16 protein-coding genes are annotated in these 19,709 nt (G+C 69.8%); 9 read left to right on the top strand and 7 right to left on the bottom strand.

Annotation, left to right across the window (positions count from 1 at the left end; all coding sequences use genetic code 11):
• Window positions 1–117 precede the first annotated feature (117 nt).
• Window positions 118–1,539 (top strand): HNH endonuclease signature motif containing protein, encoded by a 1,422-nt coding sequence (locus E7Y32_RS00470; RefSeq protein WP_146335328.1) that lies wholly within the window; start codon window positions 118–120, stop codon window positions 1,537–1,539.
• A 148-nt stretch (window positions 1,540–1,687) separates the two neighbouring features.
• On the opposite strand, the gene E7Y32_RS00465 is transcribed toward E7Y32_RS00470, so the two are convergent.
• The 3 genes from E7Y32_RS00465 to E7Y32_RS00455 are packed head-to-tail and all read right to left on the bottom strand — an operon-like array spanning window position 1,688 to window position 5,410.
• Window positions 1,688–4,240 (bottom strand): MMPL family transporter, encoded by a 2,553-nt coding sequence (locus E7Y32_RS00465; protein WP_146335327.1) that lies wholly within the window; start codon window positions 4,238–4,240, stop codon window positions 1,688–1,690.
• Window position 4,241: 1 nt separating this feature from the next.
• Window positions 4,242–4,961: a TetR/AcrR family transcriptional regulator gene (locus E7Y32_RS00460; RefSeq protein WP_146335326.1), complete on the bottom strand. Its 720-nt coding sequence runs from the start codon at window positions 4,959–4,961 to the stop codon at window positions 4,242–4,244.
• Between the two features lie 38 nt (window positions 4,962–4,999).
• On the bottom strand, window positions 5,000–5,410 hold the full coding sequence (locus tag E7Y32_RS00455; RefSeq protein ID WP_146335325.1) for a YbjQ family protein: 411 nt from the start codon (window positions 5,408–5,410) through the stop codon (window positions 5,000–5,002).
• A 190-nt stretch (window positions 5,411–5,600) separates the two neighbouring features.
• On the opposite strand from E7Y32_RS00455, the gene E7Y32_RS00450 reads away from it, so the two are divergent.
• On the top strand, window positions 5,601–6,176 hold the full coding sequence (locus E7Y32_RS00450) for a hypothetical protein (RefSeq protein WP_146335324.1): 576 nt from the start codon (window positions 5,601–5,603) through the stop codon (window positions 6,174–6,176).
• Window positions 6,177–6,276: 100 nt separating this feature from the next.
• Here the strand turns inward: E7Y32_RS00450 and E7Y32_RS00445 are convergent, their stop codons facing one another.
• The 4 genes from E7Y32_RS00445 to E7Y32_RS00430 form a co-directional block, all read right to left on the bottom strand.
• Entirely contained in the window at window positions 6,277–7,722 is a 1,446-nt protein-coding gene (locus E7Y32_RS00445) for a dicarboxylate/amino acid:cation symporter (protein WP_146335323.1), read from the bottom strand.
• 296 nt (window positions 7,723–8,018) lie between these two features.
• The gene (locus tag E7Y32_RS00440; RefSeq protein ID WP_146335322.1) at window positions 8,019–9,725 is read right to left on the bottom strand and encodes a DUF885 domain-containing protein; all 1,707 of its coding nucleotides are present in this window, start codon (window positions 9,723–9,725) and stop codon (window positions 8,019–8,021) included.
• 53 nt (window positions 9,726–9,778) lie between these two features.
• Window positions 9,779–10,024 carry an acyl-CoA carboxylase subunit epsilon gene (locus tag E7Y32_RS00435; RefSeq protein WP_146335321.1) on the bottom strand — a complete coding sequence of 82 codons (246 nt, stop codon included), beginning with the start codon at window positions 10,022–10,024 and terminating at the stop codon, window positions 9,779–9,781.
• Window positions 10,021–11,604 carry an acyl-CoA carboxylase subunit beta gene (locus E7Y32_RS00430; RefSeq protein WP_146335320.1) on the bottom strand — a complete coding sequence of 528 codons (1,584 nt, stop codon included), beginning with the start codon at window positions 11,602–11,604 and terminating at the stop codon, window positions 10,021–10,023. Before E7Y32_RS00430 ends, E7Y32_RS00435 begins: the two co-directional genes overlap by 4 nt.
• Window positions 11,605–11,851: 247 nt before the next feature.
• Between E7Y32_RS00430 and E7Y32_RS00425 the strand changes: the two genes are divergently transcribed.
• The 7 genes from E7Y32_RS00425 (at window position 11,852) to E7Y32_RS00395 (ending at window position 19,695) form a co-directional block, all read left to right on the top strand.
• Entirely contained in the window at window positions 11,852–12,751 is a 900-nt protein-coding gene (locus tag E7Y32_RS00425; RefSeq protein ID WP_146335319.1) for an NAD(P)-dependent oxidoreductase, read from the top strand.
• Window positions 12,752–12,812: 61 nt separating this feature from the next.
• Window positions 12,813–13,730, top strand: a complete 918-nt coding sequence (locus E7Y32_RS00420; protein ID WP_146335318.1) for a biotin--[acetyl-CoA-carboxylase] ligase — start codon at window positions 12,813–12,815, stop codon at window positions 13,728–13,730.
• Entirely contained in the window at window positions 13,723–14,319 is a 597-nt protein-coding gene (locus E7Y32_RS00415; protein WP_146335317.1) for a PH domain-containing protein, read from the top strand. Before E7Y32_RS00420 ends, E7Y32_RS00415 begins: the two co-directional genes overlap by 8 nt.
• Window positions 14,309–15,571 (top strand): adenylate/guanylate cyclase domain-containing protein, encoded by a 1,263-nt coding sequence (locus E7Y32_RS00410; protein ID WP_146335316.1) that lies wholly within the window; start codon window positions 14,309–14,311, stop codon window positions 15,569–15,571. The genes E7Y32_RS00415 and E7Y32_RS00410 overlap by 11 nt, the downstream gene beginning before the upstream one ends.
• Window positions 15,572–15,697: 126 nt before the next feature.
• Window positions 15,698–16,534, top strand: coding sequence for a PP2C family serine/threonine-protein phosphatase (locus E7Y32_RS00405; protein WP_146335315.1), 837 nt, complete (start codon window positions 15,698–15,700; stop codon window positions 16,532–16,534).
• 36 nt (window positions 16,535–16,570) lie between these two features.
• On the top strand, window positions 16,571–18,868 hold the full coding sequence (gene ligA, locus E7Y32_RS00400; protein WP_146335314.1) for an NAD-dependent DNA ligase LigA: 2,298 nt from the start codon (window positions 16,571–16,573) through the stop codon (window positions 18,866–18,868).
• Entirely contained in the window at window positions 18,865–19,695 is an 831-nt protein-coding gene (locus E7Y32_RS00395; protein ID WP_146335313.1) for an inositol monophosphatase family protein, read from the top strand. Before ligA ends, E7Y32_RS00395 begins: the two co-directional genes overlap by 4 nt.
• Window positions 19,696–19,709: the final 14 nt, after the last annotated feature.

Genomic DNA, 19,709 nt, shown 5'->3' with positions numbered 1-19,709 from the left:
GGTGACAGTGTGGCGGGTTTGGTGGGGTTGGGGGCTTCCGGGTGCGTTGCGGGGCGTCTCGGCTCGACGGCAGGGCGGGACGTTAAAAATGTCGTACCCCTCCGATTGACTTGGTGCATGGAAGGCAATCCGAGGCTTTTCGAGGAATCATTCGGTGCGGACCCGGAGGTGGGAGACGCGGCGGCGATCGTCGATGAGCTCCGGGCGCTCGAGGACCGGAAGTCGGCGATTGCGGCCCGGCAGGCGCGCCTGGCAGTGGCGCTGGACCTGGCGCGGCGGCGCGAACAAGCCGCTATTGGCTTGCCTGCGGACCAGATTGGGGCCGGGGTCGGGGCGGAGATCGCCCTGGCGCGGCGGGAATCCCCGGCCAAAGGCTCACGGCTCCTGGGTTTGGCGAAGGCTCTTGTCACCGAAATGCCCCACACCCTCGCCGCGCTGGAGACCGGGCAGCTCAACGAATGGCGCGCCACTTTGCTCGTGAGGGAAACCGCGTGTCTGTCCGCGGAGGAGCGGGCCGCCGTCGACGAGGAACTCGCGCCCGACACTGGGACGTTCGACGGCGCCGGAGACCGCCGCATCATCGCCGCCGCCCGGGCCGCGGCGTACCGCCGGGATCCGCGCACGGTCACGCAGCGAGCCAGCCACGCCGCCACGGAGCGACACGTTAGTCTCCGCGTGGCCCCCGACACCATGTGCTACTTGACGGCCCTGCTTCCCGTTGCCGCGGGCGTGGCCGTCTACGCAGCCCTCAGCCGGCACGCCGATTCGGCCCGCAACGCCGGAGACCCAAGAACCCGCGGGCAGCTCATGGCCGACGCCCTCGTCGAACGTACCACCGGCACGCCTGGCGGGATCAGCGGGATTGAGATCCAGCTCGTGATGACCGACCGCACCCTTTTCCAGGGCGACGGCGAAGCGGCCCGCCTCCCTGGCTACGGGGTCGTCCCGGCCGGCTGGGCGCGGCAGTTGCTGGCCGGTTCCGGCGGCAGGACCGGCGCCGGCCCAGCACCCGACACGGGCGGCGGCACAGACCACGCGTTCAGGCTCTGGCTCCGACGGCTCTACACGGCCCCTGGCGCCGGGGAGCTCATTGCGCTGGACTCCCGTGCGCGCCTCTTCCCGCCTGGACTTCGCCGCTTCCTGACCGCTCGGGACGAGACGTGTCGCACTCCCTACTGCGACGCGCCCATACGCCACTTCGACCACATTGTCGCGTGGCACAGCGGCGGCGCCACGGACCAGAGCAACGGTGCGGGGCTCTGCGAAGCCTGCAACCACACCAAAGAAGCTCCGGGCTGGAGCGTCAGACCGCGGCCCGGTCCCCGGCACACAATCGAAACCACAACCCCTGCCGGTCACAGTTACCGGTCGATGGCACCACCGCTGCCGGGCACCCCTATCACCGGGACCCCGACTACCGGCCCGCCCCTGCCCAGCGAGGCCGGGCCCGCCACCGACGCAGGCCACCACCGGCGAAAAATCCGGCACCGCGCCAAGAGCCTCAAACGAACCCGTCAGGTCCCTATGCTCGCGGCCTGAGTGGCGGCGTCCACCACGGATAGCCCTGCCGGCACCACAAAGCCGCCCGCCGATCCGGAAAGATCAGCGGGCGGCTGGAGGGGAACCGTCGGGGCATCGGGTCCGCGTAGGGCGGTCCGAGTAGGCGGGTCGGTTCAGCCGGTTGCGGTCAGCGCGCGCCGACCTGCTCCGGCTCAGCCTCGGGCTCGGCGGCGGCGTCCGCCGTCGAAACCGCTGGCTGGCGCAGCTTGGCGCCCTCGACGTCGACGTCCGGCAGGATCCGGTCCAGCCAGCGCGGCAGCCACCAGGCCTTGCTGCCGAGGAGGTACATCACGGCCGGGACAATCGTCATCCGGACCACAAACGCGTCCACCAGCACCCCGAAGGCCATGGCGAAGCCCAGCGGCCGGACCATGTTCAGGTGCGAGAAGATAAACCCGGAGAACACGCTGACCATGATGATCGCGGCGGCGGTGACCACGGCGGCGGCGTGGCTGAAACCGGAGCGCACCGCATGCCTGGCGGTTTCGCCGTGCATGTAGGACTCGCGCATGCCGGAGGCGATGAATACCTGGTAGTCCATGGCGAGGCCGAACAGCACACCGATCAGGATGATGGGCAGGAAGCTCAGCACCGCGCCCGGGTTCTCGACGCCGAACACGGTCCCCAGCCAGCCCCACTGGTAGACCGCGACGACGCCGCCGAACGCGGCCGCAAGCGAGAGCAGGAAACCGCCGGTCGCCAGCAGCGGCACCACGATCGAGCGGAACACCAGCAGCAGCAGGATCAGCGAGAGCCCCACGACGATTGCCAGGTACGGCGGCAGCGCGTCACCGAGCTTGGTGGACACGTCCACGTTGCCCGCGGTCTGGCCGGTGAGGCCGATGCCGACCCCGGTGGAGTCCTTGATCCGGTCCTTCTCGGCGCGCAGCTCGGCCACCACCTTGACCGTGCTGGCGCTGGCCGGGCCCTCCTTCGGGAGGACCTGGAAGACGGCGGTGCGGCGGTCCTCGCTCAGGGCCAGCGGCACGGCGGCGGCCACGTTGTTGGTGCCGCGCAGGATGTCCGCGACGTCGAACTGCTTGGCTTTGGCCTCGGCGTCGCTCAGTCCCGCGGGCAGGTCGCCGACCACGATGATCGGCCCGGTCATGCCCTCGCCGAAGCTGCGCTTGGTGACGTCGTAGGCCTGGAAGGCCTGCGAGGCCACCGGCTCGGAGCTGGCGTCCGGCAGGGCGAGCCTGAGCTGGCTGGCGGGCAGCGCCACCACACCCAGCAGCGCCACACCGGCCAGCAGCGCCAGCCACGGGTGCTTGGTGACAACGCCGCCCCAGCCGTGGCTGCTGCGGTATTCGTCCTTGGCCAGGTCCTCCTTCGCGTGGTCCGGCGCCGCATTGTGCCGCTCGGCCTTGGCCCAGGCCCGCTTGGACACGAGCCTGCGGCCCACCAGGGACAGGATGGCGGGCGTCAGTGTCAGGGCAACGACGAGGGCGACGGCCACCGTGGCGGCGGCCGAGAGGCCCATCACGGCCAGGAACGGCAGGCCCGGCACCACGAGGGCGGCGAGGGCGATGATCACCGTGAGTCCGGCGAAGAGCACGGCGTTGCCGGAGGTGCCGGTGGCCAGCGCCACCGACTCCTCGGGGTCCATCCCCGCGAGCAGCTGGCCGCGGTGCCGGTTGACGATGAACAGGGAGTAGTCGATCCCGACGGCGAGGCCGAGCATCAGGGCGAGCATGGGGGAGATGGAGCTCATGTCCACGGCGCTGCTGAGCGCGAAGGTCCCGCCGACGCCGACGGCCACGCCGACGAGCGCCATCAGCAGGGGAAGGCCCGCCGCGATCAGGGTGCCGAGCATGACCACCAGGACCAGGGCCGCGACGGCGATGCCGATGATCTCGGCGGTGCCGAAGATCTCCGAGATGTCCTCGCTGATCTCCTTGCTGGGCAGCGCGGTCACGTTAGCGGCGGAGACTTGCTTGACGATGTCTTGGACTTCCTGCCGCACCTCGGGCTTCAGGCCGTTGATGGAGGTCTTGAACTGGACCTGGGCGATGGCGGCCTTGCCGTCCTCGGAGACGAAGCGCAGGCCCCGCGAGGCCTCCAGCTGGCGCTTGCCGAGGGCCAGCTTGGCGTCGCCGGCCTCAAGGTCCTTGGTGCCGGCGTCGAGCTTGGCCTGGCCTTCGGCGAGGGCGGCTTTCTGCTGGCCGAGCTGGGCCTCGATCGCGGCCGCCGGCAGCCCGGCCGCCGTCATCTGCTGTTCGGCAGCTGCCAGCTGGGCCTTGCCAGCGGCGAGCTCGGCGGCAGCCTTGGCCAGCTGGGCCTTGCCCGCGGCCGCCTGCTGCTCGCCGGCGGCGAGGTCCGAGGCGGCCTTGTCCAGCTGCGCCTGGGTCGCGAACGGATCAACGGTGCCCTGCACGTCGGGGATGGCCTTGAGCTTGGCGAGGGCGGCGGAAACGGCGTCCTGCCCGGCCTGGCTGAACCGCGCATCGTTGGCCTCGAAGACGATGCTCGCCGAGCCGCCCGAGGACGCCGGGAGCTCCTTCTTGAGCTTGTCCGCCATCTGCTGGGTTTCGGTGCCCGGGATCTGGAAGTTGTTGGACAGGGTGCCGTGGAAGGCAGCCGCGGCGCCGCCGACGGCGACCATGACGGCCAGCCACAGCGAGATGACGCGCCAGCGGTGGCGGTAGGAGAACTTGCCGAGGCGGTACAGCAGGAGTGCCATATCAGAACCGATCTGGGGAAGGGGCGGCGGTGGGAGTGGCGGCGTGAGCGGCTGCCGGGGAGGAGAATCCGGAGCCGAGCAGGCTCATGGAGTCGATCAGGAGTTGGCGCAGGGTGGAGAGCGATTCGGGGGAAAGGGAGCCCCCACAGCGGGCGAACCAGACGTCCATGGCCGCTTTGCCGCACGAGATCACCGAGCCGGCGAGGGCGCGCAGGTACAGTTCGTCCACCTCGGCGCCGGTGCGCTGTGCGAAGCGCACCCGGGCGGCGTCGATGATCTCGTCGGTGCAGTGGTCCCAGGCTTCGAGCTCGGAGCGGTTCAGTTGCGGGTTGGACTGGCCCAGGCTGTAGAGCTCGGCCAGCGGCGCCACCGTCATGGGGTCCGCGAGTTCAACCAGCGCGGCGCGGGCGGATTCCAGGATCGGCTCGTTGGCCGGGCGGAGCCGGAACTGCTGCAGCGCCGTGTCCAGGAAGCCGTGGGTTACCGAGGCAATGACGGCCTCGGTGCTGGAGAAGTAGTTGAAGAAGGTGCGCCTGGAGATGCCGGCGGCGTCGGCGATGTTCTCCACCGTGAAGTTGCCCGGGCCGTTGGCACGGAGCAGGCCGAGGGCCGCCTCGGTGATGGCCTGGCGCGTGGCCGCCTTGTTGAGCTCGCGCCGGGACGGACCGGCGGCCCCGGCAGCGGCGCCGACGTCGGGCCCGGAAAGTTCAGGTGAGGGCATGTGCTTACACTATGTGCATGTTTGCACTCCGGGCAACTTTACAAGCTGGGGCTGGGGCTGGAGCCGGCGCCGCCACCGGGCTGCGACACGAGCTGCACGGACTGGCCGGTGGCGCCGGCCTCGCCCTCGCCAAGGGGAATCGCGAACACTGCCGTGCCGTAGGCGCAGATTTCGGTCCAGTTGTTGGCCATGTGCGCCGTGTCAAACCGCATCGCGATGATCGCGTTGGCGCCGCGCTGCGCGGCCTCGGCGACCATCCGCGCCATCACCTCCTGCCGGCTCTCGTAGAGGACCTGGGTCAGTTCGCGGAGCTCGCCGCCGGCCAGCGACCGCAGCCCCGCCACCACCTGGCCCCCGATGTCCCGCGCGCGGACGGTCAGTCCCATGACCTCGCCGAAGACGGCGTCGATCCGGTGGCCGGGGATGTCGTTCGAGGTGACGATCAGCATGTCCTGAGCCTAGCCATATTGCCGGCGGTGGCAACGGAAAAGCCGACTCGGAATCTTTCACAGCAAGATGAAAGGTTCCGAACAGCTCCAGCCGAGCCCGCCGGAGCAGACTGAAGGCACGTCTTGAAAGAGACAGCGCAGCAACATCAGAACGGAGCCGTCACCGCACGGCAGATCCAGGAGACATCACATGTCACGTACCAAGAGAATCACGCTCGGCGTTTCGGCCACGGCCCTCGCCCTGGGCGCCGGCCTCGGACTGGCCGGGATGGCTTCCGCCACCACGACGCCGACCCCCGCCCCCAGCGCCAGCTCCAGCGCGCCGGCGGACGGCAGCACCACGCCGGGTGACGGCATGGGCATGCGCGGCGGCCACGGCCACGGCGGGGAACGCGGCGGCTTCGGCGGCGCGAGGGCCTCCGAGCTGGCCACCAAGCTCGGAGTGGACGAAGCCAAGGTCACCGAGGCCCTGAAGGCTTTCCGGGACGCCCACAAGCCCACCACCCCGCCGGCTGAAGGCACTAAGCCCGACCGCGCCGCCATGGAGGCGGAGCTGGCCAAGTCCCTGGCCGCGTCGCTCGGCATCGACGAGGCCAAGGTCACCGCGGCCCTCGAGGAGCTGCGCACCGCCGAGCAGGCGGAGCACGCCGCGGCGCTGAAGACCAGGCTGGACAAGGCCGTCAGCGATGGGACGCTGACCCAGGCCGAGGCCGACGCGGTCACCAAGGCCGTGGAGAAGGGCGTTATTGGCGGCGGCGGCCACTAGCCCCGCCTGGCACAGGCAAAAGAGCAGTCCCCGGGACATTCCCGGGGACTGCTCTTTTCTTTGGCGCCAGGGCGAGTGCCTGGGCCCTTAGGCCAGTTGCTTAGGCCTTCGCGTCCGCCAGTTCGCGCCCGGCGGGAGCCGGGGCGTCGGCGTCGGCGTCAAGGGAAGCGTCGGCCGAAGCGTCAACGGCGTCGTCGGCGAACGGGTCACCGTTGCGCGGGGCGTTGTAGAGCGCCTCGTCGAGGATGCCCTGGCGCTTGGCCACGATGGTGGGAACCAGGGCCTGGCCGGCCACGTTGACCGCGGTGCGGCCCATGTCCAGGATCGGGTCGATCGCCAGCAGGAGCCCGACGCCGGCCAGCGGCAGTCCCAGCGTGGAAAGCGTCAGGGTCAGCATCACGACGGCGCCGGTGGTGCCGGCGGTCGCGGCGGAGCCCAGCACGGAGACCAGGGCGATCAGCAGGTACTGGCTGAAGTCCAGCTGGATGCCGAAGAACTGGGCCACGAAGATGGCGGAGATGGCCGGGTAGATCGCGGCGCAGCCGTCCATCTTGGTGGTGGCGCCCAGCGGCACGGCGAAGGAGGCGTAGGCGCGGGGCACGCCCAGGGAGCGCTCGGTCACGCGCTGGGTCAGCGGCAGGGTGCCCACCGAGGAGCGGGAGACGAAGGCCAGCTGCACGGCCGGCCACACGCCGGAGAAATACTGCTTGATGGACAGGCCGTGGGTGCGGACCAGGACCGGGTAGACCACGAACAGCACGAGCGCCAGGCCCACGTAGATGGCGAATGTGAACTTGCCGAGGGATCCGATGGTGTCCCAGCCGTAGACGGCCACGGCGTTGCCGATCAGGCCCACGGTGCCCAGCGGGGCGATCCGGATGATCCACCAGAGAACCTTCTGGATTACGGCCAGGGCGGAGGCGTTGAGGTTCAGGAACGGCTCGGCGGCCTTGCCCACCTTGAGCGCGGCGATGCCGACGGCGATCGCGATCACGAGGATCTGCAGCACGTTGAAGCTCACGGCGGTGGTGGCCACGCCGTCGGTGATGGTGGTGCTCGCCCCGAGGCCCAGGAAGTTCTTGGGGAACAGGCCGACCAGGAAGGCCCACCAGTCACCGGACTTGCCGGCGTACTTGGCCTGCTGGGTGATGCCGGTGCCGGCGCCCGGCTGCAGCAGCACGCCCAGGCCGATGCCGATCAGCACTGCGATCAGCGAGGTGATCGCGAACCAGAGCAGGGTGTTCCAGGCCAGCCGGGCCGCGTTGGAAACGGCGCGCAGGTTGGAGATGGAGCTGACGACGGCGGTGAAGATGAGGGGAACGACGGCGGTCTGCAGCAGCGAGACGTAGCTCGAGCCGATGGTCTGCAGGGTGGCGCCGAGGGCGTTCGGGTTGGTCTTGGTGCTGCCGGTGTACTTGGCGAGCAGGCCAAGGCCCAGGCCGACGATCAGCGCGGCGATGATCTGGAAGCCAAAAGAGCCGGCCCATTTGGGCAGCTGGAAACCGGGCTTTCCTGCGGTTGCGGGGGTGCTTGTCTGAGTGGTCACCCGAACACGCTAGGACCGCCGCACATAACACGACGAACGAACGTTGAGAAATATTACGCACCCCGAATTGGCCAGCGCCTGCAGAAACCCCGCAAATGCGCCGAAAGACTGCCCGTTTATGAAGTTATTCCAGCCCGCGGTGTGGCGATTGTCTCGCTTGCAGGCCGGGGGGAGCGGGCAGTGGCGCGGCAGTCTTCCGGAAGCGTGCGTCTAAGCGAGGAACGAGCGAGCACGCGGAGGAAGGCGGCCGTGCCGCTGCAGGAGGAAGGCGGCCGTGCCGCTGCAACAGGCCCGGCCTACCCCAGGAGCGCCCGCTTCAGCGTGTCCAACCCCACGGACCCCATGTTCAGCGCCTTGGTGTGGAACGCCTTCAGGTCGAAGCCCGGGCGGGATTCGAGCTCGGCGCGGATCTGCTCCCAGAGCCGCTGCCCCACCTTGTACGACGGCGCCTGCCCCGGCCAGCCGAGGTAGCGGGTGAACTCGAACTTCAGCTGGCCCTCGCTGATGGCAAGGTTCTGCTTGAGGAACTCGTACCCCGTGTCCGGAGTCCAGGTGCCCGACCCCCAACGCTCGGGCACCTGCAGCTCCAGATGGACGCCGATGTCGAAGACCACCCGGGCGGCCCGCATGCGCTGCATGTCGAGCATGCCCATGTGGTCCCCCGGATCCTTCAGGTAGCCCAGTTCCTGCATGAGCTTCTCGGCGTACAGTGCCCAGCCCTCGCCGTGGCCGGAGGTCCAGCAGACATTGCGCCGCCACTTGTTCAGCAGTTCGCGGCGGTAGGTGGCGGTGGCGACCTGCAGGTGGTGGCCTGGCACACCCTCGTGGTAGACCGTGGTGGTCTCGGCCCAGGTGGTGAAGGTGTCCTCTCCCGGCGGCACGGACCACCACATCCGGCCCGGACGGCTGAAGTCATCCGACGGCCCGGTGTAGTAGATCCCGCCCTCCTGGGTGGGGGCAATCTTGCATTCGAGGGTCTTCATGGCGTCCGGGATGTCGAAGTGCACGCCGGCGAGGTCGGCCACGGCCTTGTCGGAGAGCTCCTGCATCCAGGCCCGGAGGGCATCGGTGCCCTTGAGCTGGCGGGACGGGTCGTTGTTCAGGATCTCTTTGGCTTCTTCGATCGTGGCGCCGGGGCGGATCTGGTTGGCCACCCGCTCCTGCTCGGCGATGAGCCGGTCGAGTTCCTGCACGCCCCAGGCGTAGGTCTCCTCAAGGTCCACGGTGGCGCCGAGGAAGGAGCGGGAGGCCAGCGCGTAGCGCTCGCGGCCCACGGCGTCCTTCTCCGGGGCGGCCGGCAGCAGTTCGGCTTCCAGGAACCCGGCCAGCCGGGCGTAGGCGGCGCGGGCGGCGGCAGCGCCGGCGTCGAGCTTGGACTGCACGTCCTCGGGCAGCGGGCCCTCGGCGGTCTTCGCCTCGGCGGCCAGCTTCGCGAAGAAGCCGTCCTCCGCGGTGTGCTTGGTGGCCTGCTCGATCACGATCCGCACCTGCCTGGCAGCGGCCACCCGGCCGGCTTCCTTGGCGGTCCGCAGGGACACGATGTAGCCGTCCAGGGCGTCCGCGACGTTGTCCGCCCGGCCCGCGATGTGATCCCACTGCGCGGCCGTGTCGGTCGGCATCAGGTCGAAGATCGCGCGGATCTCCTGGGACGGGGAGGCGATGTTGTTCAGCTCGGCCAGGTCCCAGCCGGACTCGTGGATCTCCAGTTGCAGGCCCAGGCGTTCGCGCATGGCGTCCAGGGTGACGGCGTCGACGTCGTCCGCGGGCTCCAGCCCCTCCAGCGCGGCGAGGGCCTCGCGCGCGGCGGCGGCGAACTCCTCGTGCCCGGCGGGGGAGAAGTCCGGGTACTCGGTTTCGTGGCCGGGCAGGCCGAGTTCGGTGGCGAAACTCGGGTTGAGCCGGATCAGGGTGTCCGTGAAGGCGTCGGCGACGGCGTCGATCGCGGTCTGCGGGCGCGCCCCCGGGCTGTCGGGCGTGGTGTTCTCAGTTGTTTCGGTAGTCACCCGAACGAGACTAGCCGGGCCGGGCCAGTTATGAAAGGGTTACTGAACTTTTTCTAGCCGCGGCTGCGTTTCCACGAACCCGGGCCGGGCTTCGGTGCCAGCTGCAGCTGCTGCCGCCGGATCCAGTGCCGGGCGCCCGGTTTTTCCGGCGCGGCCGGCTCGCTGCTGCCGAGCGAAAGGACGACGGCGGTCAGCGCCGCGAGTTCCTCCGCCGTCGGCTTGCCCTTGACGACGGCGAGCAGCGGCTGCTCCGCAGGCTGAGTGGCTTCCGAGTCAACAGGGCCCTTCTCCGGCGTCACAGCGGGATGTTCCCGTGCTTCTTGGCGGGCAGGCTGGCCCGCTTGTCCCGCAGCGCACGCAGGCCCTTGATGATCTGGACCCGGGTCTCGGACGGGGCGATCACCGCGTCCACGTAGCCGAGCTGGGCGGCCTGGTACGGGTTGAGCAACTCCTCCTCGTACTGCCGGATGACCTCGGCGCGCTTGGCCTCGACGTCGCCGCCGGCCTCCGCCACGGCCGCCAGCTCGCGGCGGTACAGGATGTTGACGGCGCCCTGGGCACCCATGACGCCGATCTGCGCGGTGGGCCAGGCGAGGTTCAGGTCCGCACCCAGCTTCTTGGAGCCCATCACGATGTACGCTCCGCCGTAGGCCTTGCGGGTGATGACGGTCAGCTTCGGCACGGTGGCCTCGGCGTAGGCGTAGAGCAGCTTGGCGCCGCGGCGGATGATGCCCTGGAACTCCTGGTCCTTGCCCGGCAGGAAGCCCGGGACGTCCACCAGCGTGATGATGGGGATATTGAACGCGTCGCAGTGCCGGACGAAGCGGGCGGCCTTCTCCGAGGCAGCGATGTCCAGGGTTCCGGCGAACTGCATCGGCTGGTTCGCCACGATGCCCACGGTGTGGCCCTCGACGCGGCCGTAGCCGATGATGACGTTCGGCGCGTAGAGCGACTGCATCTCCAGGAAGTGCGCGTCGTCGACGATCTGCTCGATCACCTTGCGCATGTCGTAGGGCTGGTTGGCCGAATCCGGGATCAGCACATCCAGGGCGAGGTCGTCGTCGTCGAGCTCCAGCTCCTGGGAGTGCTGCAGTACCGGGGCCTCGGCGAGGTTGTTGGACGGCAGGAAGTCCAGCAGTTCGCGGACGAACTCGACGGCGTCGGCCTCGTCGGCGGCGAGATACGTGGAGGTGCCGGTGTTGGCGTTGTGCTGGCGCGCCCCGCCGAGGGTTTCCATGTCCACGTCCTCGCCGGTGACGGTCTTAATCACGTCCGGGCCGGTGATGAACATGTGCGAGGTCTTGTCCACCATGACCACGTAGTCGGTCAGGGCGGGGGAGTAGGCCGCGCCGCCGGCGGAGGGGCCCATGATGAGCGAGATCTGCGGGACCACCCCGGAGGCGTGCACGTTGTTGCGGAAGATGTCGGCGAACATGGCCAGCGAGGCGACGCCTTCCTGGATCCGGGCGCCGCCGCCGTCGAGGATGCCCACCACGGGGCAGCCGTTGCGCAGTGCGAACTCCTGGACCTTGACGATCTTCTCGCCGTTGACCTGGCTCAGCGAGCCGCCGTAGACGGAGAAGTCCTGGCTGTAGACGGCGACGGGCCGGCCGTCCACGGTGCCGTAACCGGAGACCAGGCCGTCGCCGAGCGGCTTTTTCTTCTCCATGCCGAACGCGGTGGAGCGGTGCACGGCAAGGGCGTCGAACTCGACGAAGGAACCGGCGTCGAGCAGCAGGTCGATGCGCTCGCGGGCGGTGTTCTTGCCGCGGGCGTGCTGCTTCTCGATCGCTTCCGGGCCGGAGGGCTGCTCGGCACGGGCCTGGCGGTCGCGGAAATCGGCAATCTTCCCCGCGGTCGTGGTCAGATCGTGGCTCATCAAGTGTCTCCGGCTCTGTTGTTCTCTGCTGTTCTTCGCGCAATGACGCCGGCCCGTGTGGCGCTTAAGTGGATTCCACACAAAAACATGGCCGTGCTGGCAAGTCTAGTGACGGTATTCGCCCACGCCGCTGTAGAAAACCTACAATTTTCGCTCCGACCCTCACCGCCCGCACGTGGGCGGGAGCGTCGCGGCCGCGCCGCAAGAGGGGATGTTACTGGCGAGTAACATCCGCTAAGGTGTCCCTATGACTTCAAGCAACGACGCTTCGGGCACGTCCCCGCACCAGCAGAGCCCGTACCAGGCCTCGGGTTCCCTTCAGGGCCGCACCATCCTGATGTCCGGCGGCAGCCGCGGGATCGGCCTGGCCATCGCCGTCCGGGCCGCTCAAGACGGCGCCAACATCGTGCTGCTGGCCAAGACCGGCCAGCCGCACGCCAAGCTCGAGGGCACCGTGTACTCCGCCGCCGAGCAGATCGAGGCGGCCGGGGGGCAGGCGCTGCCGCTGGTGGGCGACGTGCGCAGGGACGCCGACGTCGCCGGCGCCGTGGCCGCCGCGGTGGAACGCTTCGGCGGGATCGACATCGTGATCAACAACGCCTCGGCGATCGACCTCTCCAAGACCGACGCCCTGGACATGAAGCGCTACGACCTGATGCAGGACATCAACGTCCGCGGCACCTTCCTGCTCAGCAAACTCGCCCTGCCCGCGCTGCGCGAGTCCGACGCCGGGCAGATCCTGACGCTCTCGCCGCCGCTGAACCTGGATCCCAAGTGGGCCGGGATGCACCTGGCCTACACCATGGCCAAGTACGGCATGAGCCTGACCACCCTGGGCCTGGCCGAGGAGCTCAAGGTGGACGGCATCAGCGTGAACTCGCTCTGGCCCTGCACCCTGATCGACACGGCGGCCATCCGCAACATGCCCGGCGGCGAGCAGATCGTCCGCGGCGCGCGCGGCCCGCAGATCATGGCCGACGCGGCCCACGCGGTGCTGACCGCCAGCAACGCGGTCCCCGAATCGGGCAGCTGGAGCGGGAACTTCTACACCGACGAGCAGGTCCTCGCCGCGGCCGGCGTCACCGACTTCGCGCCGTACAGCCTGGGTGCGCCCGAGGACCGGCTGGTCCCTGACATTTTCCTCTGAGTTTCCGGCCGCCTCCGCCTGCGCCGGAGCCGGGGGAGCCGTAACTCGGTAGGATTCAAGCATGGAAGCCGCTCAGGAGACACCGGACCGTCCACCGCTGGACCAGGGCGCCCTCGGCGACGCCGCGTTCCTCTCGGCCCACGGCATCGCGCAGCTGAGCGTGGTGGAGTCCACCGGCTCCACCAACGCGGACCTGCTGCACGGCGTGAGCGTGGATCCGCGGGCGTATCCGGACCTCACCGTGCTCGCCGCCGAGTACCAGAGCGCCGCCCGCGGCCGCCTCGACCGGCACTGGGAGGCCCCTGCCCGCAGCTCCGTGTCCGTCTCGATCGTGCTCCGTCCGGTCAATGCCGAGGGCCGTCCGCTGCCTACCCAGAGCTACTCGTGGCTCTCGCTGCTGGCCGCCCTGGCACTGCGGGAGGCCCTGCTGGAGACGGCAGGGATCCCCGCCGAGCTCAAGTGGCCCAACGATGTGCTGGTCCGCGGCAAGAAGATCGCCGGCATCCTCGCGCAGCTGGGCCCGATGGGCGACGGCGCCGTGCCCCCGGTGGTCCTCGGCACGGGCCTCAACGTCACCCTCATCGCGGCCGAGCTCCCGGTGCCCACCGCCACCTCGGTGCTGCTGGAACAGCCCATGACGGTGGACCGGACCGCGCTGCTCAAGAGCTACCTGTCCCGTTTCGCCACGCTGTACCGCAGTTTCTGCAACGCCGACGGCGACCCGGCCGCCGGAATGGCCGGCGGACCCTCGCTGCACAAGCGGGTGGAGCACGTGCTGACCACGCTCGGCAAGCAGGTCCGGGCCCAGCTGCCCGGCGACCACGAGATCATCGGCCATGCCACCCGGCTGGACGACTACGGTTCCCTGCTGGTGGTCGACGCCGGCGGGCACGAACACGTGGTGACCGCCGGCGACGTCGTGCACCTGCGCCCCTGGACCCCTCCCGGCGAGGCCGGCGGCGAAAGCGGCTATGCGTAAAGAGCTTGTCCCGGGCGAGCAAGTGATTGTCATTACCCGCCCCCAGCCCCGGACGCTGATAGGTCCGGCCCTGCTGTTTATCCTGGTCTGCGCCCTCACCGCCTTCGCCTGCGCCTGGATCGTGAAGGGCGGCCCGGCCAAACTGGTGCCGCTGGCCACGCCGGCCTGGACGCCGTGGCTGATCGGGGCCAGCCTCGCGCTGGCGGCGTGGGTCCTGGTGGCGTCCTGCCTGCCCAAAGTGGTGACCTGGCACGCCAGCCGCTACATCCTGACCAGCCGACGCCTGATTGCCCGTTACGGCATGCTGCGACGGCGCGAGGCGCAGGTTCCGCTCGCCGCAGTCCGTAATGTGTTGGTGGAACAGACGCTGCTCCAACGGTCATTGCGCTCCGGGAATATATCCTTGGACACCGGGTACCCCGCACGCATGGTGGTCCCGGACGTCCCCGAGGTCATGACGTTCCGGAACTTCATCCTCGACGCGATTGACGACATTCCGGAGGATGAACTGATTGAGGCCGACGACACGATGCACGGCACCGGCGACTGGCGGGGGAACATGAGGGAAGGTGGAAGAGATGAACGCTGAGAACGCGCACCCCGACACCGGACTCCTGGCCCACGAGCCGTCGGACGTCCCGGACGCCGTGGTGGATGTCTCCGCCCTCGAAGTTGCCGTGCTGGACTCCGCGGCCGAAGCAACTGCCGGCGACGCCTCCGGCGCAGCCACAGACGCGGCCTCCGTCGAAGCCACCGACGCTGCTGCCGCCCCCGACTCCGCCCCGGGGCCCGGCACCATGTCCGCCGAACGCCTCGCCACCAAGGCGCTGGAGCAGCGGCTGCTCGGCGGCGAACGCAAGCTGCGCCGCCGCGAGGTGGCCGCCGGCGCCGGACTCTCGCTGCTGTCCGCCCGGAAACTCTGGCGCGCCCTCGGCTTCCCCAACCTGGGCGACGAGGACGTCGCGTTCACCGAACGGGACCAGGCCGCACTGAGCACGGTGGTGGACCTGGTCCGCACCGGCAAGCTCACCGAGGAAGCCGCCATCTCCGTCACCCGCGCGATCGGCCAGATGACGGACCGGATGGTGGTCTGGCAGATCGAGGCCCTCGTCGAAGACATGGTCCACCAGCAGGGCGTCACCGACGCCGTCGCCCGCAAGCAGCTGGTCGGCGAGCTGCCCTCCCTGGTGGACGCGCTCGAGGAAATGCTGGTCTACTCCTGGCGCCGCCAGCTCAACGCCGGCGTGCAGCGCCTCGCCGTCCGGGCCGAAGCAGGCCTGGCCTCCAGCGAAGAGGGCCGCGAAGGGGACGAGGACGACGCCCCGCTGCCGCTGGCGCGCGCCGTGGGCTTCGCGGACCTGGTCTCCTACACCAGCCTGTCCCGCCGGATGAACGAAAAGACGCTCGCCCAGCTGGTGCAGCGCTTCGAAAACAAGTGCGCCGAAATCATCTCCGTCGGCGGCGGACGCCTGGTAAAGACGGTGGGCGACGAAGTCCTCTACATTGCCGAAACCCCGGCCGCCGGCGCCGAAATCTCACTCGCCCTCGCCCAGGCGTTCAACGAGGACGAGATCCTGCCGCAGGCCCGCGTCGCGATGGTCTGGGGCCGCATCCTCTCCCGGCTGGGCGACATCTACGGCCCCACCGTCAACCTGGCCGCCCGGCTCACCGCGCTGGCCGATCCGGGCACCGTCCTGGTCGACTCCATGACAGCCGCCGCCCTGGAGCACGACGAACGCTTTGTGCTGCTGCCCCGGGACGCTGAAAACGTGCGCGGCTTCGGCGAAATCCACCCCGTGGAGCTGCAGCGCGGCAGCGGAAAGGGCCTGGTCCTGGACTAAGGAGGGTCCAAACCATGGCGCTCCTTCGGCGCGCAACGCGCCGTGCGGGCGCCAGACCCGGTACTATCCCGGTAGCGCATTGCGGCGCGGACGCCCTCCGCGCCGCCCCTTCTACCTAGGACAGGCATGACATCCAAGCCGGCTCCCGTTCCTACCGCCGGGGCTTCTGCAGCCGCATCCGGAACCGCGCCCAGCGGTGCCCCCAGCCTCCGACTCAACTCCGGTTACGGCACGGATCGCGGCCTGCGCCGTGAGGTGAACGAGGATTCGTTCATCGCCGCGGACCCGGTCTTCGCCGTCGCCGACGGCATGGGCGGCCACGAAGCCGGCGAGATCGCCAGCGGCATTTGCGTGCGCACCCTCGCCGGGGTTCCGCAGCTCGCCACCGGGGAGCGGGACGCCACCGCGGCCGTCGTCCAGCAGGCCCTGCAGCAGGCCGACGCCGACATCCGGGAAGCAACCGGATCCCGTGCCGGCACCACCCTCTCCGGCGTCGTCGTCGTGGAGCAGCTGGGCATCCCGCACTGGCTGGTGATGAACATCGGCGATTCGCGCACCTACCGCCTCAGCCAGGGCAAGCTCAGCCAGGTCAGCGTGGACCACTCCGAGGTGCAGGAATTGGTGGACGCCGGCGAGATCACCATGGCCGAGGCCGCTGTGCATCCGCGCCGCCACGTGGTCACCCGGGCGCTTGGCACCGGCGACGAGACGGAGGCCGACTACTGGCTGCTGCCCGTCGAGGAGGGCGACCGGATCTTGGTCTGCTCGGACGGGCTCAACGGCGAGCTCGACGACGAGCACATCGCCCGGATCCTGGTCTCCGAGCCGGACCCGCAGGCTGCCGTGGACCAGCTGATCCAGGCAGCCCTGCGCAGTGGCGGCCGCGACAACGTGTCTTGCATCGTGGTGGACGCAAGCAAAGTGGCCGACGCCGGCAGCGCTGCCGCACAGTCCCGCCGATGACCGGACAACGTCGGTGATCTAAGGCAGGATAGGTCTGTGAGCACAGGGAAGACTGCAGCAGAAACCGACACCCACAGCCCCGACGGGGAACTGGTCCCGTCCGAGGCCGTCCGCGAAGAGTATGAGGAACTGGTCGAGCAGGTCCGCAAGCACCGCTTCGCGTACTACCAGGAGGACGCCCCGATCATCTCGGACGCCGAGTTCGACGAGCTCTTCCGGCGGCTGGAGACCATCGAGGCCATGCACCCCGAGCTGGTGGCCAACGATTCCCCCACCCAGGAGGTGGGCGGGGAGGTCTCCGCGGCCTTCGCCGCCGTCGAACACCTGACCCGGATGTACAGCCTCGAGGACGTGTTCTCGCTCGAGGAGCTCGAGGCCTGGATCGCCAAGGCGGAGGCCGGCATCGCCAAGCTCGGCAACGGCGGCAACCCGCCGTCGTGGCTCACCGAACTCAAGATCGACGGCCTGGCCGTGAACCTGCTCTACCGCGACGGCGTGCTCATCCGGGCGGCCACCCGCGGCGACGGCTTCACCGGCGAGGACATCACCCACAACGTCCTGACCATCAAGGAGATCCCGCAGCAGCTCAAGGGCGGCAACTTCCCGGCCGAGATGGAGATCCGCGGCGAGGTCTTTATCCCGTCCAAGGCGTTCGCGGAGTTCAACGAGGCGCTGATCGCGGAGGGCAAGGCGCCGCTGGCCAACCCGCGCAACGCCGCCGCGGGCTCGCTGCGGCAGAAGGACCCGGCGGAGACCGCCAAACGGCCGCTGAAGATGTACGTTCACGGCATCGGCGCCCGCGAAGGGCTGGAGACCGGCAGCCAGTCGGACACCTACCGCCAGCTCGCCGACTGGGGCCTGCCCACCAGCCCCTACTTCGAGGTGCTGCCCGGCCTGGCCGAGGTGCTGGACTTCATCCGCCGCTACGGCGACAAGCGGCACAGCCTCAGCCACGAAATCGACGGCATTGTGGTCAAGGTGGATGACTTCGCCACCCAGCGGGCCCTCGGCTACACCTCCCGGGTGCCGCGCTGGGCCGTGGCCTACAAGTACCCGCCGGAAGAGGTCAACACCAAGCTGCTGGACATCGCCGTCAACGTGGGCCGCACCGGCCGGGTCACCCCGTACGGCGTGATGGTGCCGGTCAAGGTCGCCGGCTCCACGGTGGAAATGGCCACCCTGCACAACCAGGAGGTCGTCAAGGCCAAGGGCGTCAAAATCGGCGACATTGTGGTGCTGCGCAAGGCAGGGGACGTCATCCCGGAAATCGTCGGGCCCGTGCTGGCGCTGCGCGACGCCCAGGACCCGCCGGTGCGCGACTTCGTCATGCCCACCGAGTGCCCCGCCTGCGGCACCCCGCTCGCCCCGGCCAAGGAGGGCGACGTCGACATCCGCTGCCCCAACGCCCGCTCCTGCCCGGCGCAGCTGCGCGAACGCGTCTTCCACCTCGCCGGCCGCGGCGCGTTCGACATCGAGGCCCTCGGCTGGGAAGCTGCCATCGCCCTGACCCAGCCCGCCGAGCCCGACGTCGCCCCGCTCACCACGGAGGCGAATCTGTTCCGGCTCACGCCCGAGGACCTCGCTGGCGTCCGGATCCGCCGCGAAAAGCGCTCCAAGGGCGTGCCGACCGGTGAGTTCGAACTTGTGCCCTACTTCTACACCAAGGGCACCGCCAAGGTCCCCTCCAAGCCGACGGCCACCACCGAGAAGCTCTTCAGCGAACTCGAAAAGGCCAAAACCCAGCCGCTCTGGCGCGTGCTCGTGGCGCTCTCCATCCGGCACGTGGGGCCGCGGGCCTCGCGTGCCCTGGCCACCGCGTTCGGGACCATGGATGCCATCCGGCAGGCCTCCGAGGAGGAGCTCGCCGGCGTCGACGGTGTGGGCCCGGTGATCGCGGTGGCGCTCAAGGAGTGGTTCGCCGAGGACTGGCACCGCGAGATCGTGGACAGCTGGGCGGCAGACGGTGTCCGGATGGAGGACGAGCGAGACGAATCCACCCCGCGCACCCTGGAGGGCCTGACCGTGGTGGTCACCGGCAGCCTCGAGGGGTTCAGCCGGGACGAGGCCAAGGAAGCGATCCTGGTGCGCGGCGGCAAGGCCGCCGGCTCGGTCTCCAAGAACACCAGCTACGTGGTGGCCGGCGAAAACGCCGGCACCAAGCTGGACAAAGCCGAGCAGCTGGGCCTGCCGGTGCTGGATGAGGACGGCTTCCGCGCGCTGCTCGCGCACGGCCCGGCCGGCCTCGACGGCGGCGCCGGGGCAGACGGTGCTGACGGTTCGGCAGACGACGCCGACGTCGAGGACGGCGAGGACCACCAGGAGGCGGCCGAGTGACCTCCGGGCCGGCCGAATTCCCCGAGGCCTCCGCCTTCCTGGAGCTTGCCCGGGAGGCCGCCGCCGCCGGGGCCGCGGTGCTGTCCAGCCGGAGCGCCGGCGCCCTGGACGTCAGCAACAAGGGCGATTCGGGGGACTGGGTGACGGCCTTCGACCTCGCAGCCGAGGCCGCCGTCCGCGAGGTCATCACCGGCGCCCGGCCCGAGGACACGATCACCGGCGAGGAGGGCGGCACCGTGTTGCCTGAGACCGCCAGCGGCTTCCGCTGGTCGGTCGACCCGCTCGACGGCACCACCAACTTCATCCGCAACATTGTCTACTACGGCACCTCGGTGGCGGTGGCCGGACCCGACGGCGCCTGGCTCGCCGGCGTCGTCCACGCCCCGGCGCTGGGGCGGGTCTACTACGCCTCCCGCGGCCGAGGCGCGTGGGTGGAGGAGGACGGCCGGCGCACGGCGCTCAACGGCCCGGTGCCCGGCCGGACCGGGCAGATCCTGGCAACGGGCTTCAGCTACGACCCCGCCGTCCGGGCCGAGCAGGCGTCCGGGCTGGCCGGCCTGATGGACGGGTTCGCGGACGTGCGCCGGCTGGGGTCGGCCGCGCTGGATCTCTGCCTCGTAGCCGACGGCACCCACGACGCCTACGGCGAACGGGGCCTGAACGAACACGACTTCGCCGCCGGCGCCCTGATCGCGGAGGAGGCCGGCTGCTGGGTGCGGCGTCCCCGGCTCACCAGCGTGCTCGACGGCGGCCCCTCGGACGAGGAGCGGCTCGCGGCCTGGACCTGCGCGGGGCCGCTGGAGCTCTCCGGGAAGTTTCCGCTCTGATAGTTCGGTCACGG

This window comes from Arthrobacter sp. UKPF54-2 (assembly GCF_007858535.1).
Lineage (GTDB): Bacteria > Actinomycetota > Actinomycetes > Actinomycetales > Micrococcaceae > Arthrobacter.
Note: the sequence above shows the minus strand (reverse complement) of the source record. Positions and strands in the feature narration are given on the sequence as shown.

What these genes read in the sequence shown, in the direction of transcription:
- E7Y32_RS00450 (WP_146335324.1), top strand. Translation starts at nt 5,601, where the DNA reads ATGTCACGTACCAAGAGAATCACGCTCGGCGTTTCGGCCACGGCCCTC.
- E7Y32_RS00420 (WP_146335318.1), top strand. Translation starts at nt 12,813, where the DNA reads ATGGAAGCCGCTCAGGAGACACCGGACCGTCCACCGCTGGACCAGGGC.
- E7Y32_RS00430 (WP_146335320.1), bottom strand. Translation starts at nt 11,604, where the DNA reads ATGAGCCACGATCTGACCACGACCGCGGGGAAGATTGCCGATTTCCGC.
- E7Y32_RS00405 (WP_146335315.1), top strand. Translation starts at nt 15,698, where the DNA reads ATGACATCCAAGCCGGCTCCCGTTCCTACCGCCGGGGCTTCTGCAGCC.
- E7Y32_RS00425 (WP_146335319.1), top strand. Translation starts at nt 11,852, where the DNA reads ATGACTTCAAGCAACGACGCTTCGGGCACGTCCCCGCACCAGCAGAGC.
- E7Y32_RS00410 (WP_146335316.1), top strand. Translation starts at nt 14,309, where the DNA reads ATGAACGCTGAGAACGCGCACCCCGACACCGGACTCCTGGCCCACGAG.
- E7Y32_RS00460 (WP_146335326.1), bottom strand. Translation starts at nt 4,961, where the DNA reads ATGCCCTCACCTGAACTTTCCGGGCCCGACGTCGGCGCCGCTGCCGGG.
- E7Y32_RS00470 (WP_146335328.1), top strand. Translation starts at nt 118, where the DNA reads ATGGAAGGCAATCCGAGGCTTTTCGAGGAATCATTCGGTGCGGACCCG.
- E7Y32_RS00415 (WP_146335317.1), top strand. Translation starts at nt 13,723, where the DNA reads ATGCGTAAAGAGCTTGTCCCGGGCGAGCAAGTGATTGTCATTACCCGC.
- E7Y32_RS00455 (WP_146335325.1), bottom strand. Translation starts at nt 5,410, where the DNA reads ATGCTGATCGTCACCTCGAACGACATCCCCGGCCACCGGATCGACGCC.
- E7Y32_RS00465 (WP_146335327.1), bottom strand. Translation starts at nt 4,240, where the DNA reads ATGGCACTCCTGCTGTACCGCCTCGGCAAGTTCTCCTACCGCCACCGC.